Annotated in this window: 22 protein-coding genes and 1 pseudogene; 11 read left to right on the plus strand and 12 right to left on the minus strand. The window is 58.3% G+C overall.

The window, feature by feature from the left end:
• Positions 1–21: 21 nt before the first annotated feature.
• From O9X91_RS16285 to O9X91_RS16310, 6 genes are all read right to left on the minus strand, one after another.
• Positions 22–1,620 (minus strand): MFS transporter, encoded by a 1,599-nt coding sequence (locus tag O9X91_RS16285; RefSeq protein WP_142913531.1) that lies wholly within the window; start codon positions 1,618–1,620, stop codon positions 22–24.
• The gene (locus tag O9X91_RS16290) at positions 1,617–2,057 is read right to left on the minus strand and encodes a DoxX family protein (protein ID WP_142913532.1); all 441 of its coding nucleotides are present in this window, start codon (positions 2,055–2,057) and stop codon (positions 1,617–1,619) included. The genes O9X91_RS16285 and O9X91_RS16290 overlap by 4 nt, the downstream gene beginning before the upstream one ends.
• Positions 2,058–2,255: 198 nt before the next feature.
• Positions 2,256–4,238: an amidohydrolase gene (locus tag O9X91_RS16295; RefSeq protein WP_137411311.1), complete on the minus strand. Its 1,983-nt coding sequence runs from the start codon at positions 4,236–4,238 to the stop codon at positions 2,256–2,258.
• A complete protein-coding gene (locus O9X91_RS16300) occupies positions 4,238–4,528 on the minus strand; it encodes a XapX domain-containing protein (protein ID WP_137411310.1) in 291 nt (96 codons plus the stop codon). The genes O9X91_RS16295 and O9X91_RS16300 overlap by 1 nt, the downstream gene beginning before the upstream one ends.
• 72 nt (positions 4,529–4,600) lie before the next feature.
• Positions 4,601–5,293, minus strand: a complete 693-nt coding sequence (locus O9X91_RS16305; protein WP_077983585.1) for a hydrolase — start codon at positions 5,291–5,293, stop codon at positions 4,601–4,603.
• 141 nt (positions 5,294–5,434) lie between these two features.
• Positions 5,435–6,367 carry a VOC family protein gene (locus O9X91_RS16310; protein ID WP_077983586.1) on the minus strand — a complete coding sequence of 311 codons (933 nt, stop codon included), beginning with the start codon at positions 6,365–6,367 and terminating at the stop codon, positions 5,435–5,437.
• Between the two features lie 119 nt (positions 6,368–6,486).
• On the opposite strand from O9X91_RS16310, the gene O9X91_RS16315 reads away from it, so the two are divergent.
• Positions 6,487–7,386, plus strand: coding sequence for a LysR family transcriptional regulator (locus O9X91_RS16315; RefSeq protein ID WP_137411308.1), 900 nt, complete (start codon positions 6,487–6,489; stop codon positions 7,384–7,386).
• A 182-nt stretch (positions 7,387–7,568) separates the two neighbouring features.
• Here O9X91_RS16315 and O9X91_RS16320 read toward each other — a convergent pair whose 3' ends face one another.
• On the minus strand, positions 7,569–9,512 hold the full coding sequence (locus tag O9X91_RS16320; protein ID WP_269833609.1) for a methyl-accepting chemotaxis protein: 1,944 nt from the start codon (positions 9,510–9,512) through the stop codon (positions 7,569–7,571).
• Positions 9,513–9,967: 455 nt separating this feature from the next.
• Positions 9,968–10,199, minus strand: a pseudogene (locus O9X91_RS23835) (hypothetical protein); the annotation flags it as partial.
• 222 nt (positions 10,200–10,421) lie between these two features.
• On the opposite strand from O9X91_RS23835, the gene O9X91_RS16330 reads away from it, so the two are divergent.
• Positions 10,422–10,868, plus strand: a complete 447-nt coding sequence (locus O9X91_RS16330; RefSeq protein WP_080794712.1) for a MarR family winged helix-turn-helix transcriptional regulator — start codon at positions 10,422–10,424, stop codon at positions 10,866–10,868.
• Here the strand turns inward: O9X91_RS16330 and O9X91_RS16335 are convergent.
• Entirely contained in the window at positions 10,860–11,315 is a 456-nt protein-coding gene (locus O9X91_RS16335) for a hypothetical protein (RefSeq protein WP_269833610.1), read from the minus strand. The genes O9X91_RS16330 and O9X91_RS16335 overlap by 9 nt on opposite strands.
• A 594-nt stretch (positions 11,316–11,909) precedes the next feature.
• The gene (locus O9X91_RS16340; protein WP_137411304.1) at positions 11,910–12,212 is read right to left on the minus strand and encodes a hypothetical protein; all 303 of its coding nucleotides are present in this window, start codon (positions 12,210–12,212) and stop codon (positions 11,910–11,912) included.
• A 306-nt stretch (positions 12,213–12,518) separates the two neighbouring features.
• On the opposite strand from O9X91_RS16340, the gene O9X91_RS16345 reads away from it, so the two are divergent.
• The 8 genes from O9X91_RS16345 (at position 12,519) to ggt (ending at position 20,566) form a co-directional block, all read left to right on the plus strand.
• Positions 12,519–12,806 carry a BufA1 family periplasmic bufferin-type metallophore gene (locus tag O9X91_RS16345; RefSeq protein WP_080794706.1) on the plus strand — a complete coding sequence of 96 codons (288 nt, stop codon included), beginning with the start codon at positions 12,519–12,521 and terminating at the stop codon, positions 12,804–12,806.
• 64 nt (positions 12,807–12,870) lie between these two features.
• On the plus strand, positions 12,871–13,752 hold the full coding sequence (gene bufB / locus O9X91_RS16350; protein WP_269834326.1) for an MNIO family bufferin maturase: 882 nt from the start codon (positions 12,871–12,873) through the stop codon (positions 13,750–13,752).
• Positions 13,749–14,531: an HvfC/BufC N-terminal domain-containing protein gene (locus tag O9X91_RS16355; protein ID WP_193559323.1), complete on the plus strand. Its 783-nt coding sequence runs from the start codon at positions 13,749–13,751 to the stop codon at positions 14,529–14,531. Before bufB ends, O9X91_RS16355 begins: the two co-directional genes overlap by 4 nt.
• On the plus strand, positions 14,528–15,025 hold the full coding sequence (locus tag O9X91_RS16360) for a DoxX family protein (protein WP_142913539.1): 498 nt from the start codon (positions 14,528–14,530) through the stop codon (positions 15,023–15,025). The genes O9X91_RS16355 and O9X91_RS16360 overlap by 4 nt, the downstream gene beginning before the upstream one ends.
• Before the next feature lie 227 nt (positions 15,026–15,252).
• The gene (locus O9X91_RS16365) at positions 15,253–16,521 is read left to right on the plus strand and encodes a sugar ABC transporter substrate-binding protein (RefSeq protein ID WP_269834327.1); all 1,269 of its coding nucleotides are present in this window, start codon (positions 15,253–15,255) and stop codon (positions 16,519–16,521) included.
• A gap of 13 nt (positions 16,522–16,534) precedes the next feature.
• Positions 16,535–17,623, plus strand: a complete 1,089-nt coding sequence (locus O9X91_RS16370; RefSeq protein ID WP_269834328.1) for a carbohydrate ABC transporter permease — start codon at positions 16,535–16,537, stop codon at positions 17,621–17,623.
• Positions 17,620–18,501 (plus strand): carbohydrate ABC transporter permease, encoded by an 882-nt coding sequence (locus tag O9X91_RS16375; protein WP_080794694.1) that lies wholly within the window; start codon positions 17,620–17,622, stop codon positions 18,499–18,501. Before O9X91_RS16370 ends, O9X91_RS16375 begins: the two co-directional genes overlap by 4 nt.
• A gap of 307 nt (positions 18,502–18,808) precedes the next feature.
• Positions 18,809–20,566, plus strand: a complete 1,758-nt coding sequence (ggt, locus tag O9X91_RS16380) for a gamma-glutamyltransferase (protein WP_269834329.1) — start codon at positions 18,809–18,811, stop codon at positions 20,564–20,566.
• 6 nt (positions 20,567–20,572) lie between these two features.
• Here ggt and O9X91_RS16385 read toward each other — a convergent pair whose 3' ends face one another.
• Together O9X91_RS16385 and O9X91_RS16390 are read right to left on the minus strand one after the other, a co-directional pair.
• Positions 20,573–21,277 (minus strand): anti-sigma factor, encoded by a 705-nt coding sequence (locus tag O9X91_RS16385; protein ID WP_077983602.1) that lies wholly within the window; start codon positions 21,275–21,277, stop codon positions 20,573–20,575.
• Positions 21,274–21,825 (minus strand): sigma-70 family RNA polymerase sigma factor, encoded by a 552-nt coding sequence (locus tag O9X91_RS16390; protein WP_077983603.1) that lies wholly within the window; start codon positions 21,823–21,825, stop codon positions 21,274–21,276. The genes O9X91_RS16385 and O9X91_RS16390 overlap by 4 nt, the downstream gene beginning before the upstream one ends.
• A 184-nt stretch (positions 21,826–22,009) precedes the next feature.
• Here O9X91_RS16390 and O9X91_RS16395 point away from each other — a divergent pair, with 184 nt between their 5' ends.
• On the plus strand, positions 22,010–22,798 hold the full coding sequence (locus tag O9X91_RS16395) for a DUF4394 domain-containing protein (RefSeq protein WP_077983604.1): 789 nt from the start codon (positions 22,010–22,012) through the stop codon (positions 22,796–22,798).
• Positions 22,799–22,865 lie beyond the last annotated feature (67 nt).

Genomic DNA, 22,865 nt, shown 5'->3' on the forward strand with positions numbered 1-22,865 from the left:
ACCTTTCGGCCCCTTTCTGTCTTATGCCTTCCCCGGACGATTGATTGTGAGGAAGTGCCGCACGACAGGCTTTTCCAGCCCGGAATGATAAGCCAGCACCTTGCCCTGCAAATCCGCATCAGCGTGGGAAACCCGCTTGTGCTGGCGCAGATGCTCGGCCCAGGATTCCACCATGAACCATTCAACGATCTTTTGCGGATCGGCGGAGTCTTCCGTCACACCCCAACCATAGGCGCCATCGCGGCGACGTTCCTGGGAAAGTTCGTCCAGCGCATGCAGGAAAGCCGAGCGGTGACGCTTTTCGACATTATATTCGATCAGGATCAGAACCGGGCCGCGATCATGGGCGACCGGCTCGGCAACGAGCGGTTCGGGCCAATGGTTGGACGGCACCATATCCGCATCGCCCGCAGGCAATTTCAGGCGGTGCATGACGACGCCCGCAATCAGCAATCCCGCAGCGCCAATCAGCAACGCACCCGGAACGCCTGTCGCTTCACCAACAGCGCCCCAGCCAAGGCTGCCGACCGTCATCGCGCCATTGAAGACGGTGAGGTAAACGGCAAGGCCACGGCCGCGCACCCAGTTCGGCAGAACCGCCTGGGCGGCACCATTCAGCGTGGTCAGCGCCGTGATCCATGCGCCACCGAGGAAGAGCAGGATGATGATGGCAAGCCACTTTGGCGGTGCGAAGGACAACCCGGCCATGACGAGCGCAGTGGTGAGAGCCGCACCCAGCAGCAGGGCATCGGCATCGAAACGGCCGCGCAGCTTCGGCATGATCAGCGCGCCGCCAATGGCGCCGGCGCCGACGGCACCGAGCAGGATGCCATAGAAGCTCGCATCGCCGCCGAGCAATTGCCGGGCGACCAAAGGCAACAGCGCCCACACAGCACTGGCAAATGCAAAGAAGATCGCAGCCCGCAGCAGGACGACATGCAGTGGCCGGCTCGCGCGGGTGTAACGAAGGCCTGCCCGGAAAGCGCCGAGGAAATCTTCGGCCAGCGCATCGTCGGCGTTCTTCACCCGCGGCCACCACAATAGGGCGGCGATGACAATGAAATAGCTGGCAACGTCGGCGCCATAGGTAACGGCCGCACCGAAGGCCGCAAGCAGAATGCCGCCGGCGGCAGGACCGATGGAACGGGCGATGTTGATGCCGAGCGAGTTCAGCGCCACGGCGCTCTTGATATCCTCACGCTTCACCAGTTCCGGCACGATGGCCTGCCACGTCGGGCCCATCAGCGCCGCACCGATACCGCCGAGGAAGGTGAGCCCGATCAGGGCGCTGACGGATAGAAGTCCGGTGTGAGCAAGAACCATGAGGGTGACGCTGACCGAGGCCAGCAGAAGCTGCACCGCGATCAGGAATTTGCGGCGGTCGAGAATATCCGTCAGCACGCCGGCCGGGATTGCCAAGAGAAAGATCGGCAGCGTCCCTGCCGCCTGAACCATGGCGACGGCCGCCGGCGAGGCTGAAAGATCGGTCATCAGCCATGAACTGGCGACATCGCGCATGAAGCTGCCGGTATTGCCAAGCACCGTCGCCGCCCAGAGGACGGCGAAAACCGGTTGAGCAAGGGGAGCAAAGCTGCTCGCGGAGGATTTTGCGGCACTCATTTGCCTGTTCCTTTCGTGAGATCGATTGCGGCGACGATGATGAAGGCACCGGCAAGGCCAAGATGCTCGAAGAAGGCGTTGGTGGCCATCATGCGGTTCATGCCAGGCGCCATTTCCCAGAAGCGCAAAGCGATGAAGGTGGCCAGAAGCGTGAAACCTGCAAGTGAGAGAGCACCGGCCCAGCGGAGGAAGCCCGACACCACCAATGCGGAGGCGGTAAGCTCGAACAGGATGACGACGACGGCGAATGCGGCCGCCGGCTGAAGGCCAAAATGGTTCATCTCGGCGATAGCGCCGGGGAAGTCGAAGATCTTGGTCAGCGGCCCCTGAATATAGGCCGAGCAAAGCGCGAGAAGCGCAAGGGTCTTTGTGGTGGGGGCGGCAACGACATTTGCGAGGAAGCCGCGAAGTCGAAGGGTTGAAGATGGCTCGGTCATTTTTGCTCCTGCGATCTGGCCGGTCGGTTCGAGCGGCGCTGCGTTCATCTGATGGAGCGATATTGGCGCAAAGGATTACCGCCAACAATTGCATCAATAGTTTCGATATAATTGTTATTTTCGCAATATTGAGTTTATGGTCGATTTTCATGCCAACGGACGGCGGCATGCGCCGCCCGTTGGATCTTTAAGATCGGCTCAGACTGCCCAGCAGGAGCAGCCCAACGCGCCGAAGAACCCCTTGAGGTCAGCAATCGGCAGTTTCGACGTCCAGGCACCGGCATGGTCATGACCATGGACGCCGCAATCGCTGGCACAGCCGCAAGAGGTGATGGCTGCGCGTCTGAGCGAGTTCTTTCCAGCACCCTGCGGCTCTCCCCAGGCGGCATAACCTCCAAAGGTTCGCACAGGCGACCAATCGGGCATGGCCGGCGGAATATTGCTTTCATCGAGTGTCCTGAAGTCGCCGGCGCCATAGACGATCTTGCCGCCGACCATGGTCAGTTCGGAGGTAAGGAAGGAGATTTCATCCTCCGCGCAGGAGAAATAATCCTTGTCCGGCACCACGAGATCGGCGAACTGGCCTTTTTCGATGCGGCCCTTCTTGCCTTCCTCGTTGGAAAACCAGGTGACTTTTTCGGTCCACATGCGCAACGCCGTCTCACGGTCGAGGCAGTTGGCGCGCGGATAAAGCTGCATGCCGCCCACCGTCTTGCCCGTCACCATCCAGAACAGCGATACCCACGGATTATAGGAGGCGACGCGCGTTGCATCCGTACCGGCCGAAACATTCACGCCCTTTTCCAGCATCCGGGCAATAGGCGGTGTGGCTTCCGCCACGCCCTGGCCGTAACGCTCGACGAAATATTCGCCCTGATAGGCCATCCGGTGCTGGGTGGCGATGCCGCCGCCAAGGGCGGCGATACGGTCGATGGAGCGATCGGAGATGGTTTCGGCATGGTCGAAGAACCAGTTCAGACCTTCGAGCGGGATATCGCGATTGACCTTTTCGAAGACGTCGAGCGCCCGCGAAATCGTCTCGTCATAGGTGGCGTGCAGACGCCAGGGCCAGCGGTTTTCCGCCAGTATCCGGACGACGTCTTCGAGTTCGCCTTCCATTTCCGGCGGCATGTCCGGTCTCGGCTGACGGAAATCCTCGAAATCGGCTGCGGAAAAGACCAGCATTTCGCCTGCACCATTGTGCCGGAAATAGTCGTTACCCTGCTTGTATTTGACCGATGACGTCCAGTTGAGGAAATCCTCCTTCTCCTGTTTCGGCTTCTGGGTGAAGAGATTATAGGCCAGCCGAACCGTCATCTGGTTCTCATCCGACAGTTTCTGAATCACCTCGTAGTCGTCGGGATAGTTCTGGAAGCCGCCACCGGCGTCGATTACACCGGTCACACCCAGCCGGTTCAGCTCACGCATGAAATGGCGGGTGGAATTGACCTGATAATCGAGCGGCAGCTTCGGTCCCTTTGCGAGCGTCGAATAGAGAATGCCGGCATTCGGCTTGGCGAGCAGCAGGCCGGTCGGATTACCGTTCGCATCGCGGGTGATCTCGCCGCCGGGCGGGTTCGGCGTATCCTTGGTATAGCCGACGGCGCGAAGCGCTGCGCCGTTCAGCAGCGCCCGGTCATAAAGATGCAGCAAAAAGACCGGCGTATCCGGCGCCACCGCATTGATCTCCTCAATGGTCGGCAGGCGCTTTTCGACGAATTGATGTTCGGTGAAACCGCCGACGACACGTACCCATTGTGGAGCTGGAGTAATGGCCACCTGGCGCTTCAGCATGTCCATGGCATCTGCAAGCGAGCGCACGCCATCCCAGCGCAGTTCCATGTTGAAGTTCAGGCCGCCGCGCACGACGTGGGTGTGGTTGTCGATCAGGCCGGGCAGAACCCGCTTTCCCTTCAGGTCGATGATCTTCGTGTCCGGCCCGGCAAGGGCCATGATCTCGGTGTCGCTTCCCACCTCCAGGAACAGTCCGTCCTTGATGGCGACTGCCGTTGCATTCGGATTGCCGCGATCGAGCGTCGTGACGCGGCCGTTGTGAAGGATCGTATCTGGATGCATGGAAGAACCTCCGCTCTTGATGGGATCAGCGGCTTTAGCCGGTGAAAACAGATTCGGAAAGGCAAGGCTCGAGGCCGCGCCAAGAAAGGTACGACGTGTCGTCATCAGCTTCTCTCCCGCTCGGTCGGCCGCTTGACTTCGGCAAGGCCAGTTGTTTCAGCGCCGCCCTTCGGCATATGGCCGAACATGTGCGGCTTGATCTGGTTGAACCACGAAACGGCGGCCGGTTCCTTGCCGGCGATCGTCTTCGCGAAGGGGATGATCTGCTCTCCGACCAATATGCCGAGCAGACCGACGAGAGCGATGACGGGCGGTGCGGGAGAGCGCACATTGAGCAGGCTGTAAACGATGCCGACCAGCAGACCGGCGCCAAGGGACAGAAGATAGACTTTCATGGGAACCTCCTCGATGGATGAAAGCCGCACCGGGCTGGATGGCGATCCTGCCGGCGCGGCGCGGGTGAAAGCTTATTTCTTGGCCGGGTTCGGGCCGATGCGCTTGCCGTGCTTGACGCGTTCTTCACCACCATGGACATGGGTGACGGCATAATCGATACCCATGCCGTAGGCGCCGGAATGTTCCTTCACCAGCGAGGTGACGGCGTCGTAGGTTTCCTTGCGTGCCCAGTCGCGCTGCCATTCAAGCAGCACCTGCTGCCAGGTGACGGGAATGACACCGGCCTGCACCATGCGGTCCATGGCATATTTGTGCGCATCGGCGGAGGTGCCGCCAGACGCATCCGCCACCATGTAGATTTCGTAATCCGTGACATCATGGAGCGCCGAGAGCGCGAATGTGGTGTTGCAGACTTCCGTCCACAGGCCCGAGACGACGATCTTCTTGCGACCGTTGGCGGCATTCTTCGCCAGGGCATCGCGGACATTCTGGTCATCCCAGGAATTCATCGAAGTACGTTCCAGAATGTCGTTTTCCGGGAAGACCGCGAGCAGTTCAGGGAAGGTGTTGCCGGAGAAGCTTTCCGTTTCGACCGTGGTAATGGTCGTCGGGATATTGAAAATCTTTGCCGCCTTGGCGAGGCCGACGACATTGTTTTTCAGGGTCTGCCGGTCGATCGACTGCACACCGAAAGCCATCTGCGGTTGCTGGTCGATGAAGATGAGCTGGCTGTTGGCGGGGGTAAGGACTTCGAGCTTGGACATTTTCAGTTCTCCGTTCAGGTGGTTGTTGCCGGTCTGCGGCTATGGAAATTGAGAAGGCTTGGCCGGTCGGCTGCCAGCGGGGCAGCCGTCTTGAATGGCTTGGATATGCTTCAGTCAGTCGATGCGGAGCAAAAGCCCGCTTTATGCCGCAAGCGGAGCGAGGTTCGCCTCGATCTGATTGCGGAAAGGTTCGTAGCGGTTCGGCAGCTTGAGCGCTTCGCCCAGATGCGCGGTATCCTCGTCGCGGTCGAAACCGGGTTCATTGGTGGCGATCTCGAACAGGATGCCGCCCGGCGTGCGGAAATAGATCGCCCAGAAATAATCGCGGTCGATGACGGGGGTGACCTGATAGCCCGTATCCATCAGCGCCTTGCGCACTTCCAGCTGCTTCTCGCGGTTTTCGACCGCGAAGGCGATATGGTGGACAGAACCTGCTCCCGGACGGGCAAAGGGCGTCTTGGGCAGGGCGGCAAGATCGATCGTATCTGCCCCGTTGCCGCCGGGAATGACGAAACGTGTCACATTGCCTTCAACTTCAGTCCGATCATAACCCATGAAACGCAGCAGTTCTTCGGTTGCGGCAGTGTCATGCAAATTAAAGCGTGCGCCGGTGAAACCGCGTATGGCGTTATCTTCGGAAATTCCCTCGGCCAGCCAGGCGGCACGGGCGTCATCGCCGGTTTCGATCAGTGCAAGGCCATCGCCATCGGGACCAGTGAAGCGCAGGCGATTGGCGCCAAAGACCGTGTCGGTCTGAATGCCGGCGGCGCCTTTGGCAATGAGACGCTCTTTCCAGAAGCCCAGCGAACCCTTCGGGATGGAAAACTGCGTCTCGCCCACTTCGCCGACACCGGGACGACCGGTCATCATGTTGGCGAAGGGAAAATAGGTCATGACCGTACCCGGTGTTCCCTTTTCGTCACCGTAATAGAGGTGATAGACGCTGGGTTCGTCAAAGTTGACGGTTTTCTTGACCCGGCGCAGGCCGAGCGTATCGGTGAAGAAACTGTTGTTCTGCCGCGCATCCGACGCCATGGAGGTGACGTGGTGCAGGCCCTTGATATCCTTGATCATCGTCGGCGCCTTTCATCTTTGGTGTGTCCGTTTCGATGGATAAAGATGTAACCTGCTTGATTGCCTCGCGGAATTGCAATATTTCTCTCGAATGAATTGCGATTTTTGAAATAATAGCGATGAACGATTATAAAGCTCTCAAAACCTTCCTGATGGCGGCCGAAAAGCGCAACTTCGCGCAGGTCGCCCGCGAACTGGGCATGACGGCGGCTGCCGTCACCCGTGCAATTGCCGCGCTTGAAGACGATCTCGGTGTGCAATTATTCGTCCGCACCACCCGCCAGGTGTCGTTGACGACCGACGGCGCCGTCTTCGCCGCACAGATCCAGCCGGCGGTCGAGGCGCTGGAGAATGCCCGGCGCGATGTCCGCAACGCGCACAAGGCCGATGAGGGGCGGCTGAGGATTAGCGCGCCGACATGGCTCGGCAAGACGGTGCTGCCGCCGATCCTGTCCGGCTTCCGGGAACTCTATCCGAAGATGTGCTTCGAGATTTCGCTCTCGGACGGCCTGATCAATATCGTGGATGACGACTACGATCTGGCAATCCGCATTTCGTCGGCCCCATCGGACAAATTCACCATCTGGCGCAAGATCAGGGCCGTGCCGAGAATATTGGTGGCGGCCCCGGGCAGCCGGTTCACGCAGATGGAACATCCGGGCGAACTGACCCCTGACGATTGCCTTGCCTATAGCGGCGAAAGCCGGCGGGAGAACTGGGTCCTGTCGGACGGCGGATCGAGCATCGCCATCTCGGCCGGCCGCGCATTCAGCGCCAATAATGGCGAGGTTCTGGCCGATATGGCGGCGGAAGGCGCCGGTGTGGCCATGCTGCCGGGATTTCACATTGCCGAACATATCCGCAGCGGCCGGCTCGTTCATGTCCTGCCTGACTGGGCTCCGCCGGAACTTTGGCTGACGCTTTATTATCCGCCCTATCAGGCACTGCCGCCGCGCATCGCGACTTTCTCGAAATTCTTCGAAGAGCAGTTACCCGCGCATATGGTGATGCTGGGCTAGGGTCGCACCGCCGTTTTCTCCGGTCGGGACGGCCACAATTCCTGCTCCGCGACGGGCCGGCTGACATTGCCCAAAAGCAAGGTCCCGGTGATCGGAGTCCGAAACCTCCGATCACCGGGACCAATTTTTAGAGCCACGCTTTCAGCGCCTCAGCTGAAGGCGCCGTAAAGACAGGGCAAGGATCAAAACTCCTCCCAATTGTCGGGCGCGGTATTCAACGCGGCATTGCCTGAAAAAGCAGCCCTTATCCTGCCGCCAAGCGCACGCGCGGGAGACGCTGTGGGCCTGTCGGCAACCGACGCCGTGCGCACGAGGGCGGAGGTCTCGCCATAACCGCCTTCGGACAGTTTGAACTGGGCGATCAGCCCGTTGAGCGAAGAGGCCTCGCGTGCAAGCCCGTGGCTGGCGGCGGTGCTTTCCTCCACCATGGCGGCGTTCTTCTGGGTGTCCTGATCCATCTGGTTCACGGCCGTATTGATCTGCTGAAGACCGGAGGATTGTTCCTGCGCCGATTCCGCGATGGCAGCGACGTGCCGGTTGATTTCCTGCACCTCCGTCACGATCAGTTCCAGCGCCTTGCCGGTTTCACCAACCAGCTGCACGCCTTGCTGAACCTGACCATTGGATGTCGTGATCAGGTTCTTGATCTCCTTGGCGGCGCCGGCGGATCGTTGCGCCAATTCGCGAACCTCCTGCGCGACAACGGCAAAACCCTTGCCCGCCTCACCCGCACGGGCAGCTTCCACGCCCGCATTCAGCGCCAGAAGGTTGGTCTGGAAGGCGATCTCGTCGATCACGCCGATGATGTTGGAAATCTCATTGGCGGATGTTGCGATCTGCTCCATTGCGGCGACGGCCTGCTGCACCACCTCTCCGGATTTTTCAGCGCCGACTTTGGCGCGGCCGACGAGGAGACCCGCTTCCTGCGCCCGTTTCGTGGCGTCCTTCACCGTCGTGGTGATCTCTTCCAGCGCAGCCGCAGTCTCTTCAACGGCAGCCGCCTGCTGCTCCGTGCGCTTGGCCAGATCGTCCGCCGCAGACCTGATCTCATTGGCGCCGGCGTCGATACCGCGGGCGTTCTGCGCCACCTGGCTTAAGGTCGACTGCAACTGTTCCGCAGCCCGGTTGAAATCACCGCGTATACCGTCGAGACCGGAGACGAACGGCTGAACGATCCGGTAAGTAACGTCGCCCTGTGCTATTTTCGAAAGGGCCGTGGCAAGATTGTCGACGGCAAACTGTACGTCGGCAGCCTCCCTGGCCTTCTGTTTTTCACGCTCGATCCGGTCCTTTTCCGAAGTCGACCGGTTGGCTTCTGTCTCAGTCTCAAGGCGGAGGCGTTCGATTGCGCTCTCGCGAAACGCCTGAACCGCGGCCGCCATCTGGCCGACTTCATCCTTGCGATCCATCCCGGAAATTTCGCTTGCCGTATCGCCGGCCGCGAGCGATTCCATGCGCGCGCGAAGTCGCGCAATCGGGGTGGTGATGCCCCGGGAGGAAATGAGCAGGCCAAGTGCGATCACGGCCAGCGAAACGAGCGCGAGCGTAATCAGGCCTGTCCAGATCGTCGTATTGGTGCTGGCGGTAAGGCGTTCTCTACCCTCATTCATCACCTGGATGAGCTGCTCATTGCCGGCGCTGATCTTTGGCGAGACTTCGGCAATTTTCCGAAGCACGTTGAGCGCCATCTGCTGCGCTTCGGCGCGTTGCCCTGCCTGCATGAGGGCGATGACCTGATTGCCGATCTCCTCGACTTCGACAACACCCTTTAGGATATCGCGCGCGGCATCGGTGCGTGCCGGCACCAGCTCCATGATCTTATTCTGACGTTCTTCAAGCTGCTTACGGTCGGCTCTGAAGGTTTTGACAGCGGCTTCGAAATCAGCGCTCGTCGGGTCGTTAAGGCTGGCGCGAAGCATCTGCATGCCGAGCGCATTGAGGTTTCCGCTGGTTCTGGCGTTCAGAACCGCAGCAAGGGCCTCATGGCCGATGAAATCGCTATAGACGTTGTCGGTGCTTTTATATTGCAGGCTGACGTAGCCTATGCCGGAAAGCGACATCAGGCTCATCAGCGCGATGACAAAAACGACCTTTGTTTTTATCTTGGTATTGTTCAGGAAAGACATGAATGGCCTCAAGGCAAACATTTCTCCAGCCGCCCTCGCGGGAGGCCGGAGAATATATAATGAAACATCGCGGGTAGCTGTTGCCCCTCATAGGGCGACAAGCGGACGGCCTTTTTCGAGTCACCGCCGGGCGGGTCGTTCCGGGTCCGCTTGTTCTACCGGCTCCGCCGATGAAACCTTGGAACCTGCGTATTTTAGATTTCACAAAATAACTAAATGAAGTGTTACCCGGGATAGGCAAGTGCTGACAATTCGCCGCGCCGCAGACGGCTCCGAGCATCGAAATCACGATTTATGGAATATCAAATGCCTGGTAGATTGGCCTCTTGATCTGCATGTTTTCGGGATTGCCTGATAAGCCAGTCTCCGAACAGCACAACGTTGCGGTTATTTGCCTTTCTCTCCGGATAAACGACGTAATAGGAGTCCTCGGAACGCGTGGCTTCTCCGAAAGGCATATGCAAATCGACATTGGCCTTGTCATGCCAACGAAATGTTTCCAGCACCTCCTTTACGAAACAGTCGGCATCCGAAGACACGGAAAGGATTGCGCTTCAGCGCCTCGTCATTGACGCGTGCCACGAGTGCCATCGGCGTGCCGTAGGCAGGAACCTCCTCACGGTATATTTCTGACATGGCGCTTGAAAACGCTGCACGGATCTCGCTGGTGGAAACATAGTTGGACATGCGCGTGCGGCCCTATCGATCGCTCGGCGACAAGCCGCCGCCAGCCTTCTTGCAACTCGCCATCTTTTTATGGCCGCGACGGCAGATTAGGGTTCGCGGGAACCGCAGTGACCCCAAGTCATTTCCGGCCTGTGTTCATAGGGTTTGCTGCGCGCACAGTCCTCCTAAATCGGACCATAATAATGTAGTGTCATACCGTGAATTATTGGAAGGGTTTTACGAATGAGCCTCGCTGGAGATGTCGCGGAAGACGCTGAACTCCCCTCTACTCTCTATGATGGACTTGCCGGCTTTCGGCTTGCCATGCGGCGCTTCCTGTCGCTCAGTGACGCTGCTCTCGCAAAAGCCGACGTCACTTCTCAGCAATACCAGGCCATGCTGGTCATCAAGACCGCACCGGAAGGGAAAATGAGAATACGGGATTTCTCGGAACTGATGCTCATCCAGGCGCATGGGGCGGTGCAATTGGTCGACCGGTTGGCGGCGGCCGGTCTGGTGGAAAGAACACCGTCACAGAGAGACAAAAGGAGCATTCTGATTAGCCTCACCCCAAAGGGCGAACACATTTTGCGAACGCTTGCCAGAATACATCTGGAAGGACTCTTGGCCAATCAAGACCTGCTTGTCGAATCCCTTGGGAAACTGCGCGATCTGAACGAACTAACCTAAAGGCTGCGTCACAACCGCGGACGATATGACCATTGAAGCGATATTCTCCATGGTAATCGCAAATGGAATCAGCCACAGCAATGTCAATACAGTGCCCGACACCCAAAACCATCGACCGAGCTCCAACTGAGAGGAGCCGGTCGATTTTTTGCCAGGCTGAGGCGACCGCGCAAGTCGCCACGCCGCCCCTGCGAAAAACAACGCGCTGAAAAATCCACCAAATATAATGACAAAAATACTTGTCGCAGTGACGAGGCCGGCCAACAGCCTTAACCAGAGTGGCGTTACACTATCACCAGTCAAGGCAATCATCGTTGCACCGACAACTATGATTACCGGAGCGATTGGAAGCCACAAGATCAGCCAGCCGTAGGTTTCATCGAGCGCGCGGCCAGCAACCTTGATTGCAGCCAATATCCGAGTTGTTATTGGCACCGCATGAAACACGACCACATCCTCCTTAGCCGATAGCCGCGAAGTATATCACGGGGTGACATAAAGCGGCAGACGCGACCCGGCCGTACTGAACACATTTTGGTCACATTTAGGTGTTGCGCGACACGTATGGCGGGATAAAGCGACGAGAAACATGTTAGCCCGACAACAACGATTGACAAAACTGAAGAGGGACAACCGGCCGCACCGGAGCTCCCAAGCGGATAGATCGCTGATCAATCGGCTGGCGACCGCGCAATCTCAGGAGGCGCAGTCGTAATTCAGCTACTCATCGACGTTGTTATTTTGCGAGAAGTCCTTCTCATCACCGGCCTGAAGGATGTCAGCCCTTCCCAATGATAAATCCTGCGATACCCGAATCGGCCGTTTGTCTCTTCGATGCATCAGATAAGTGACGACACATTGATCGCCTCTGGAGCTTACTGACAGCAATCTGTCCGACGTCCCACGCATGAATGCTTCAGCGGCGGCGGCACAGTCAGTCTGGGCAACGGCTGGCGCACCAACCAAATTCAGCAGGGCGCACAAGACGAAAGCCACAGTGAGAGAAACCGAAGAACACAAAATGTCACGCACACCCATCAATCAGTGTGTCCGGCGAAACGCTTGCAGTTCATTCCGGTCGAAGAGGGCTTCACACACTTCCTGAATCATAAATCGTGCGGCGCTCGCGACCGGAGCCGATAGGGTTTCGCCCTGCCTGGCCGCATAGCCAATCCGCAAAAGACCTTCCAGTTCCGTTGAATTATCAATCAGCCCATCGAATTTTTCGAGAAAATCAGCGGGTAGAGTTCGAACTGCACCGCCCGGCCTTTCAATCAGGCCATGTTGCAAAAGTCGCGTTTCAAGCAACGAAGACAATTTTGCAATCTCACTGACGTCGCTCATCTGTTCCCCCCGAATGATACAGTCTCCCAACCGATTTTATATCACGACATGATATTTTTTTCAATGTCGAGTTGCTCGACGAAAACCGGGTTCGGGTTGAGAGAGCGGGAAAATCAAATACTGCGACCGCCGACGCCCTCTGCAGGCCGTGATGACGCGCGCCGACCGTTGAGACGAAAATCGTTGGTCACAGATTGCGGTCACGCTTTCGTGTTCGCCTCACGCTGTAACGTCGCTCCCGGAAAGATCGAATACAGCCATACGCGGCCGATGAACGGTCTGCGGACATTCAAGAGGAGATCATTTATGAACCGTTCCACGCTCACCCTCGCTTTGGCAGGCTCACTCGCAAGCGCTGTCGCATCTGTGTCTTTTGCTGCGCCGCTGGCACCGGAAAAGATGGCCGGAAACGAGAAATGCTACGGCATCGCCCTGAAGGGGCAGAATGATTGCGCTGCCGGCGCCGGCACGACCTGCGCCGGAACCTCCACCATGGATTACCAGGGCAATGCCTGGAAGGCCGTACCCGCCGGCACGTGCACCACGATGAACGTGGATGGCCACAAGGGCATGCTGGAGCCGTCTAAAAGCTGAGCCGCGACACCGGAGGCCCGCTTGCCGGGCCTCCTCCTCATCCGTCAAAACCGGGAGACCAGCAATGACCGTTTCAGCCGACCGCGCCACCGTCCTGCCACCCCGTGCTGGCCTCGGCCTCAAGCCGGAACATTACGACACTATTCTCGACGCAAGGCCGGATATCGGTTTTTTCGAAGTCCACGCGGAAAACTATATGGGCGCCGGTGGCCCGCCGCACCGTTATCTTGAAGCCGTTGCAGCACTTTATCCCCTGTCGCTGCATGGCGTTGGCCTGTCGATCGGTTCGGCCCGTGACCTCGACACCGGGCATCTGAGACGGCTTCGCGACCTTATCGATCGTTACCGGCCGCAGAGCTTTTCGGAGCATCTGGCGTGGTCGACCCATGACACCGGTTTCCTCAACGATCTTCTGCCCTTGCCCTACACGGCCGAAACCCTGTCGCGTGTCGCCGACCATGTCGATGAGACCCAGCAATGGCTGGGCCGGCAAATGCTGATTGAAAATCCATCAACCTATGTGCTGTTTTCCGAAAGCACCATCGATGAGGTGGATTTCCTCACCGCCATTGCAAGCCGAACCGGATGCGGGCTGTTGCTCGATGTGAACAATGTCATGGTCTCGGCGGTGAACCATCGCCTCGATCCGGTCGCCTATATCGACCGCTTCCCGGTCGAGCTGGTGGGTGAAATCCACCTTGCCGGTTATGACGAGACCATCGACAGCGTTGGAGACCGGCTGCTGATCGATGTCCACGGCACCGCCGTCAGATCCGATGTGATGGAGCTTTACCGGCACACGCTATCGCGCAGCGGCGCTTTGCCAACCCTGATCGAATGGGACAACGACGTGCCAGACTTTACGACGCTTCAGGCAGAAGCGGTGCGCGCTGACATCCTGTTGAACGAAGCGGCCCTGAAAAGCCGCTCCAGCCAGGCGGCGTGACCATGCGGTTTTACGAAAGCCAAGGCGCCTTTGCCGCCGCCCTGCTCGATCCGGGCCAACCGCTACCGTACGGCATCACCACCGCGCGCGGTGCTGCCGATCCCTCGCGTTTTGCCATCTATCGCAACAACGTCTATGTCGGGCTGACGACGGCGTTGGGGCTACGTTTTCCAGTGACGAAACGGCTGGTTGGCGTTGAGTTCTTTGCCGGAATGGCCCGTGCCTATGCCGCCGACCGCAAACCGGCCTCACCGCTCATCATGCAGTACGGCGACGATTTCCCGGATTTTGTTGCGACTTTCCCGCCAGCATCGTCTCTCGCCTATCTCGCGGATGTGGCGCGGATCGAGGCGGCGTGGAGCACGGCCTATCACGCGGCAGACAGAGCGCCGCTCGAAGTCTCCCAACTCGCCGCCCTTTCACCCGAACACCTTCTCGATAGGGTGCTTATCCCGCATCCTTCTGCCCGGCTTGTGCAATCGCCGTTTCCGGCCGGCAGCATCTGGAACGCCCACCAGGGCGAAACCGTGACACCGCCTGTCGACTGGCGAGCCGAAACGGTGCTTGTCGTGCGGCCGGCCATGCAGGTCGAGATCAACGTCCTGCCATCGGCAGATGTTGCCTTCGCGGCGCGTCTCTTTGCCGGCGCAAGCCTTGGCGAAGCGGCTGAGACGGCTTTGGCCGCAAAATCTTCCTTTGATTTCGGATCGGCCTTGATTGGCCTGATCGGCCTTGGCGCTTTTAGCGCCGTTGAACACCGTGAAGGGGACCTTCCATGACCACAGAACTTGCCTCCGCACGCAGCCTCAGTGGCGCGTTCTTAGCACTTCATCGCCACGCCGAATGCCTGCTCGCCTCCATTCCGCAATCATTGCCGCTTTTGGCACTGCGGTTTGGCTTGGCAATTCCGTTCTTCAAATCGGGACTGACCAAATGGGACGGATTTCTGACGTTATCGACCGGCGCCAGATATCTGTTCGAACAGGAATTCAGGCTGCATATCTTCGGCAACCTGATCCCCTACCCTATGCCGCTGGTCATGGCGGCGGCCTCGGGCATTGCCGAACTCGTTCTGCCCGTGCTGCTAGTTCTCGGCCTTTTCACCCGTTACGCCGCTTTGGGTCTGCTGGTGATGACGGCGGTGATCCAGCTTACCGTTCCGGATGGCTGGGCCAATTTCCATCTGCCCTGGGCTGCCATGGCGCTGACCCTCGTGGTCTATGGCGGCGGCCGGATAGCGCTGGATGCCCTTGTCAAATTGCGCCGACACTGACCGAACGTTGATCGTGGAACACCCCGGCCGCCTGAATTCCAGGGCGTGATGCTGGCAACGTCGATCTTCGCAGGCATGGTCAGGGCCCTTGTTGTTTCTCCCTGATGTTCATGCCTGGAAAGCTTCTTCCTGTCGCGTTCTCGAGACGACGCAATGCCAGAACGCATTTTTTTTGCGGAACAATCTGTGGATGTTGAAGTTACCCTTCATCAGGAGGAGGACTATCCATGATCGCAAAAGCCATTTTAGTGGGGGCAGCCACTGCCTTGTCGACGCTTTTTTCCACCGTTGCGCTGGCGCAGACCGAGCTGACGATGTGGTATCATGGTGCCGGAAACGTTGAAGAGCGCAAGATCCTGACCGGCATCATCGAGGACTTCAATTCATCCCAGACAGACTGGAGGGTATCGCTTCAGGAGTTCCCTCAAACCGCATATAACGAATCCGTCACCGCCGCTGCGCTTTCCAGCAAGTTGCCTGACATTTTGGATGTCGACGGCCCGAACATGCCGAACTGGGCGTGGTCAGGTTATCTGCAGCCATTGCAGATCGACGAGGCAAAGCTTGCGAACTTCCTGCCGGGCGCGGTGGGAAAGTGGGGGGACAAGCTCTATTCAGTAGGCCTGTGGGACGCAGCCGTCGCGGTCTTTGCCCGCAAATCCGTTCTCGATGAAAATGGCATTCGCATTCCAACGCTGGACCAGCCATGGAGCGGCGAAGAATTTAATGCAGCGCTCGAAAAGCTCGCGGCCAGCGGCAAGTTCGACTATGCGATCGACCTCGGCATGGCCGATAAAACCGAATGGTACAGCTACGCCTTCAGCCCGTTTCTGGAAAGCTTCGGCGGCAGCTTGATTGACAAGGAAAATTATCAAACCGCCGAGAACGTCCTTAACGGAGACAGTGCCATCAAGTTCGGAGAATGGTGGCAGTCCCTGTTCCAGAAGAAGCTCGCACCCGGAACATCGCAGTCGCCTGCCGACCATGAAACCGGATTTCTGGAGGGCCGCCACGCCCTGCAATGGATGGGCAACTGGGTTGCGGTGAAGGCTCTGGAGAAATATGGGGACGACCTGCTGTTCCTGCCGGCCCCTGATTTCGGGAACGGTCCGAAGATCGGCGCCGGATCCTGGCAGTTTGGCGTGTCGGCCACCAGCAAACATCCCGAAGGCGCGTCCGCCTTCATCGAATTCGCCATACAGGACAAATATCTCGCGCAGTTCTCCGACGCGATCGGCCTGATCCCGGCCACGTCTTCAGCGGCCCAGATGACGAAGAATTACAAGCAGGGCGGCCCGCTCGAGGTTTTCTTCGAGCTCTCCAAGCGTCAGGGAACATTGCGTCCGGTGACGCCAGCTTATGCCTTCATCTCTCCGGTCTTTTCCAAGGCCGTGTCCGACATTGCCAATGGCGCGGATGTGGCCGATACGCTGGACAATGCAACCGACGAGATAAACAACAACATAGAGCGTAATTCCGGTTACCAACCCAAATAGGGGCATGTGATCGATGGCGCTCTTTTCCTCAAAGGGGAAACTGACCCGGGACGGTTTCATCGGCTGGTTCATGGCTGGACCGGCCATGGTGCTGATCGGGCTGTTCCTGATCACGCCCTTTCTGCTGGGGCTCGGTTTTTCCTTCACCAACCAGCGGCTGACATCTCCCAATCCGACCGAGTTTGTCGGCGTTGAAAACTACACCCGGCTGCTGGGTATCGGCGTGCTCACGCTCGAGCCGGAAAGGGAGGCGGATGGGAGCCTCAAGCAGGGTGCGGATGGCGCCATCTCCTATCCGCGAATTCGCAATTTCACCCGCAACAATCCCGACTATCCCTATCTGGAAGGGATGCGGGAATATAAGAGCTTCACCTGGGGCGAGAACCAGATCGTCATTCTGGCGCGCGACGTTGTGTTTTTGACAGCACTCGTCAATACGCTTTCCTTCGTGGCGGTCGTTGCGCCGGTTCAGGCAGCACTTGCGTTGTTTCTTGCCCTGTTGGTGAACCAGAAGATTCCCGGCGTCACGATTTTCCGTGCGATCTACTTCATGCCTGTGGTGCTGTCGGTGGTGGTGGTGGCCCTGCTCTGGCGGTTTATCTATGCGGCGGATAACGGGCTCCTGAACAGCCTTTTGAGTTACATGAGCTTCGGGCTGTTCCAGCCCGTCGACTGGCTGGGCAGAACCGATACCGCCCTATGGGCCATTCTGGTGATGTCAGTCTGGCAGGGCGTCGGTTTCCATATGGTCATATGGCTTTCCGGCCTGCAGACAATCTCTCCGGATCTTTACGAGGCGGCTGATATCGAAGGCGCGAGCCGCTGGCAGAAATTCAGCATGATAACCTGGCCGCTGCTGCGCAACACGGCCGTGCTGATTATCATCGTCATTACCATGCAGGCTTTTGCCCTTTTTGCGCAGATCGATGTGATGACCAAGGGCGGACCCCGCGATTCGACGCAAAGCATCGTCTATCAGGCGGTTGAGCGAGGATACCGCCAGCAGGACATTGCGGCCGGTTCCGCAATTTCGGTCGTGCTGTTCCTGCTTGTTCTGTGCATTTCGCTGACCCAGCGATACCTCACAAGGGAGAAGCAATGATGCAGGCCGGACAACGCAAAAGCCTCGGCTTTCTCATCGGCAACTATCTACTTTTGCTCGCCTTCGCGGCGATATTCATTTTGCCGCTGTTGTTCATGGGGTTCTCGTCGCTAAAACCGAACGACCAGTTGCTGAATGACGCCACGTCGATACGAGCCTTTCTGCCGGTCGGGGATCTTTCGTTTGAAAACTATACAGCAGCTTTCGCCCGGGCGCCGATTGCGACCTTCATATTCAATTCGGTGCTGGTGACGGGCGTTACCGTATTTCTCGCCCTGCTGCTTGGCTCGCTTGCGGCCTTCGCCTTCACCTTCTTGAACTGGCGCGGAAAGGACGTTCTCTTCTCGATCATCCTCGCCACGCTCATCATTCCTTTTGAAACCATTGCCGTGCCGTTGCTACTGGAAGTCAACAGCCTGCCATGGATTGGCAGCAACGGGTTTACCTGGGGATGGCTCAACTCCTGGCATGTGCAGATCATCCCATGGATCGCAGACGGGCTGACGATTTTCCTTTTCGTGCAATATTTCAAGGATCTCCCGAAGGAGTTGCTGGAGGCGGCGCGCATCGACGGGGCCGGCTGGCTGCGGATTTATGCGCAGGTGGTGATGCCGCTCAGCGGCCCGGTGATCGCAACCGCTGCGATCTTGAAATTTCTCGTCATGTACAGCCAGCAATATCTATGGCCGCTTCTTGTCACTCAATCCGAGACATACAGACCTGTCATGGTCGGGCTGCAATACTTTTTCCAGCTCAACACGCCCTGGGGTGAAGTCATGGCTTATCTGACCATCATTACGCTGCCGGTGCTGATTTTTTATCTCTGCCTGCAGAGGCTGTTCATCTCCAGTATCGCAGCGAGCGGTATAAAGGGATAGCGCCTCATCCTGCACGGGGTGAAGGCCTGACATAAGGCGATAGTGAGAATGAACTGGGACTTGCGGGAGCTTGCTGGCATTCCATTGGCGCCGAATATTCTGGCCAACCCGGAGGCTGTTGTGTTTTCTTACGAACTTGAACGCTGAACGGCGCCGGCAGATCGTCGTTCCAGATTGGCTGATCACACTGCCATTAAAATCGTATGTTTGACCGGGAAGGGCAGTCGCCCGAGAGTTGATCTTAAGCGCCCCGCGAGATTTGCCCTTCTCACATTCATGGTTTGCGCCGCTTTGAAGGATGAGGCCGATGAAAATGAGATTTCTCTGTGAGGCTGTTCTCGCCTTGATGTTTTCCACCGCAATCGCCTCCGCCCAGCAGGCGTCCGACACGGTGGCGCCGGAAAGGGCAACCGGGCTTGCCACCGCCAAACGTGTCGAGTCGAAGAACTTCATGGTCGCCGCAGCCAATCCGCTGGCGACCAAAGCGGGACGCGACGTGATTGCGGCGGGCGGCAACGCCATAGATGCGATGGTGGCGGTGCAGACCGTGCTGGGCCTCGTTGAACCACAGAGCTCCGGTCTCGGCGGCGGCGCCTTCCTTGTTTATTACCACGCAGAAAGCGGCAAGCTGACGACGTTGGATGGCCGGGAGACGGCACCGATGGAAGCCACGCCAAAACTCTTCCTGGATGAAAATGGCCAGCCGCTTAAATTCATGAACGCGGTCATCGGCGGCCGTTCCGTCGGAACGCCGGGAACGGTGCGACTTCTGGAGGAAGCTCATAAACGCTATGGCAAGGCTGAATGGGCGAGCCTGCTGAAACCGGCGGAAACGCTGGCGACCGAGGGCTTTCAGGTGTCGCCTCGCCTTGCCTCTCTGATCGCGTCCGAGGGTGACCGGCTGAAGACATATCCAGAGGCGCGGTCCTATTTCTTTGACACCGCCGGGGCCGCGTTGCAGGCTGGTACTTTGTTGAAAAATCCGTCCTATGCCGAAACGCTTGCAATGATCGCCAAAGGCGGTGCAGATGCGTTTTACAAGGGGCAAATTGCCGAAGCCATTGTCAAAACCGTGCGCGAGGCGGCCGACAATGCCGGCGTGCTGTCGCTTTCCGACCTTGCCAATTATCGCGTCATCGAACGCGAGCCTGTCTGCTTTATCTATCGTGCGCTTGATGTTTGCGGCATGGGGCCGCCATCTTCTGGCGGTATCGCCATTGGCCAGATACTCGGCATGGCGGAGAACTTCGATCTAAGCTCGCTGGGGCCCAAAAATGTCGAAAGCTGGCGCATTATCGGCGATGCGCAGCGTCTTGCCTTCGCCGACCGCGAGCGTTACGTCGCTGACGCCGATTTCGTGCCGCTACCGGTCAAGGGCCTGCTCGACAAGGCCTATCTAGGCGAAAGGGCAAGCTTGCTCGACGGCGAAAAGGCCTTGGCCAAAGATGTCGTCAAGGCCGGCGAGCCGGAATGGGACCATGCGCTGCTTTTCGGCCGGGATGCCGCGCTTGAGTTGCCCTCGACGAGCCATTTCGTCATCGTCGACAGGCAGGGCAACGTTGTTTCGATGACAACGACGATCGAAAGCGGTTTCGGCTCGCGTCTGATGACGAAAGGCTTCCTGCTCAATAACGAATTGACGGACTTTTCCTTCAAGACCCACGATGGCGGCCTGCCGATCGCCAACCGAGTCGAGCCCGGCAAACGGCCGCGCTCTTCGATGGCCCCGACTATCGTGATGAAAGATGGAAAACCGCTGCTCGCTATTGGTTCGCCCGGCGGCAGCCAGATCATCGGCTATGTGGCGCAGGCGCTGATCGCCTATATCGACTGGGGCATGCCGGTTGAGGCGATCGTCGCCCAGCCGCATCTCATCAACCGGTTCGGCACCTACGACATCGAGGCAGACACCAGCGCGGAGGAGCTGGCAGGACCGCTGAAGGCGCTGGGTTACGAGGTGAAACCGGGTGAGATGAATTCCGGTTTGCATGCGATCGAGCTGACCGCCCAGGGTTTGGCCGGTAGCGCCGATCCAAGACGCGAGGGAGCGGTTCTCGGGGACTGAACACACCTATCGCGGCATTCGAGCAAATCCCTTTGCGAGAATGGGCCCGGTGGGCCTGCCGGTTGGCGAACCACCCGCCTGCTCGAGGGTGATTTCGTAGAGCTGATCGCTTCTGGGAGCCGGCAGAGCCGGCCCTTCTAGCTTTGCTGAACGCACACCCTCGATCAATCCGAGAGAAACGGGGCCGACTTCCTTCGAAGGTAAGGTCCACAACTGAATCGTCTTGTCGCGCGGCACTGCAAAATCAGCCAGCATCCGCACGGTTGCCTTCTCGTTTCCAAAATCCTCGACAACAGCCTTAACCTGACCGTTCTCATCAAGGAGCACGGCGATCACGAGCGGATCGATCGGGCGGGTAAGGCTGAAGGCCAGACCCGCGGCCAGGAGGAAACTCGCGGCAATGGCAGAGAGGGCGATGCCACGCCAGCTGTTAGACCTATTGTCGTTTGCTGTCTTGGGCGACGTAGCGTATGCAGCGCCGGTCTGCGGCAACAGGCGGGTTTCAATTTTTTCCCACAGGTCGTCTTTGATTGCGGCAGGTTCAACAGTGGTATCGAGGGGAAGAAAACGCTCGCGGCTTCTGGAGACTGCCGCCCGCAGAGCATCATCATGCACGAGTGCAGCTTCAATAGCCTCGGCCTCGAGAGCGTCCAGCAATCCCAGAACGTAGTCGTCGGCAAGATCGGGAATGTCTTTGCGATCAAATTTCATGCCATGCACTCCCGCAGAGCGATAAGCCCTCGCCTGATCCAGGATTTTGTTGTTCCCAGGGGAATGCGAAGCCTGCCGGCGATTTCCCCATGGGAGTATCCCGCGACATAGGCCATCAGGATTCCCTGGCGTTTCGTCTCATCGAGACTTCCGAGACACTCATAGAGCCGCGAATTCCTGTCGAGTTTCTGCCAGACTGCAACCACCTCCGTTGCTTCTTCACCATCGCGAAGCATCTCGACATCCTCAACGATCAGCTCGCGTCTCGTATCACGGACAAGATTGAGTGCCCGGTTGCGAACGATTGCGTAAATCCATCCTCGTGCCGACCCCTGGTCGGCACGGTATTGATGAGCATGTGTCCAGATTCGCACAAAGCTCTCCTGAACGACCTCCTCGGCCAGTTCGCGCCGCTTGACAATGCGTTGGGCGACCGCGACCAGACGTCCGGCCTCGCGATCGAAAATCAAGCGCAAGGCGCTTTTATCGCCTTTCGCGCAGGCTGCAAGCGCCCTGTCGAGATCGTTCGGCACAGGGCCCGTCTGCATTTGAATCCTTTCCACTCGTGATCGAAAGCACCGTCAACTGTGCATAATACCCATCAGACAGGTTAATGGATGCACTTAAAAAATAATTTTTCCTGTCTGCATCCAAATGCGTTGCCCCCCGTGTCCTAGAGACGGAAGCGTTCAAACGACGCCTTCCGAATGGCTCAATTCACGGGAGAAACACATGCGCACTATCCGCCTCACTCTTCTCGCCTCAATGGCCCTGACGGCATCGGCAGGCATTGCCGTTTCAGCGCCGGTCCTTGGCCTCATGGGAGACAAGACCCTCGTCATGTTCGATACGGAGAAGCCCGCAGTTACGAAGTCGATGGATGTGACTGGTGTAGACAGGCTTGTCGGCATCGACTTTCGTCCGGGCAACAAGACCGTCGTCGGTGTGACGCCGGATCATAACATTGTCACCATCGATCTCGAAACCGGCGCTGCAACCGAGGTCGCCAAGATGGACAAGATGCTTACCCTTGCCGATGCGCCGGTTGTCGTTGATTTCAATCCTGCCGCTGACCGTCTGCGTTTCATGACGGGCACGACAAATCACCGCGTGCATCCCGATACCGGGGCCGTCACGGTAGATGGCGCACTCGCTTTCGAGGATGGCGACATGCATAAGGGCGAAACGCCAAACATCGTCGCTGCGGCCTACACCAACTCGACCGGCAAGCCCGAGAAAACGGCAATGTACAATATCGATGCCACCATCGGTGCCCTGATCCAACAGACAAAACCCAATGACGGAACATTGAAGGCGATCGGCAAGCTCGGCCTGAAGGAAATGCCGGCAAACTATGCCTTTGATATCCAGGGAGAAGAAGGCGGCAAGAACACTGCCTATCTCGCCGCGGGCAAGATGCTTTACACCGTCGATCTGGAAACAGGCGCTGCGACCGAAATTGGTTCCATTACCGGCGCCGAGGGTGAGCTGCGCGACATCACCGTTCTCCCCGCAATGTGAGCCTTTGTCGCGACAATGAAAACGTGAATGAAAGGGCTGCCCCCTGAATGGAGCCAGCCCTTTCCAT

It is taken from the genome of Agrobacterium salinitolerans (assembly GCF_027498475.1).
Classification (GTDB): Bacteria; Pseudomonadota; Alphaproteobacteria; order Rhizobiales; family Rhizobiaceae; genus Agrobacterium; species Agrobacterium salinitolerans.